Consider the following 579-nt stretch of genomic DNA (forward strand, 5'->3'; position numbering starts at 1 on the left):
TAAAGTTAGTTTGTCTAGCATCTAAAAATAAAAATTGACGTTCACGTTGTTTGTTTCGTTCAGTTTTCAAAGAACTAAAAGCGGGTGAAGAGAATCGAACTCTCGACCAGAGCTTGGAAGGCTCTTGTTTTACCACTAAACTACACCCGCGTGGTCGGGAAGACAGGATTTGAACCTGCGACCCCCTGGTCCCAAACCAGGTGCTCTACCAAGCTGAGCCACTTCCCGTTATGGCGCGCCCGAGAGGAGTCGAACCCCTAACCTCTTGATCCGTAGTCAAACGCTCTATCCAATTGAGCTACGGGCGCTTATTCATGATGTTTTTTCGTCGTTGTATTTTGGCGACTCAATTATCTTACCATACTACATTTTCAAATGCAAGTACTTTTTAAAAGATTTTTTGATGCGGCCGAGAGGACTTGAACCTCCACGGGGTTTCCCCCACTAGGCCCTCAACCTAGCGCGTCTGCCGTTCCGCCACGACCGCGCGAAAAAAACAAAAGTGAGCCATGAAGGATTCGAACCTTCGACCCTCTGATTAAAAGTCAGATGCTCTACCAACTGAGCTAATGGCTCGTA

Annotated in this window: 5 tRNA genes; all 5 read right to left on the reverse strand. The window is 47.0% G+C overall.

Features of this window, described 5'->3' with window-relative positions:
• Window positions 1-79: 79 nt before the first annotated feature.
• The 5 genes from AC0IXC_RS29070 to AC0IXC_RS29090 all read right to left on the reverse strand — a co-directional run bounded on the left by AC0IXC_RS29070 (window position 80) and on the right by AC0IXC_RS29090 (window position 576).
• Window positions 80-150: transfer RNA gene (locus AC0IXC_RS29070), tRNA-Gly, on the reverse strand.
• 1 nt (window position 151) lies between these two features.
• A tRNA-Pro gene (locus tag AC0IXC_RS29075) sits at window positions 152-228 on the reverse strand.
• A gap of 3 nt (window positions 229-231) precedes the next feature.
• Window positions 232-308: transfer RNA gene (locus AC0IXC_RS29080), tRNA-Arg, on the reverse strand.
• A 96-nt stretch (window positions 309-404) separates the two neighbouring features.
• A tRNA-Leu gene (locus AC0IXC_RS29085) sits at window positions 405-487 on the reverse strand.
• 16 nt (window positions 488-503) lie between these two features.
• Window positions 504-576: transfer RNA gene (locus tag AC0IXC_RS29090), tRNA-Lys, on the reverse strand.
• Window positions 577-579: the final 3 nt, after the last annotated feature.

The sequence above is a fragment of the Bacillus sp. AC266 genome (assembly GCF_979253805.1).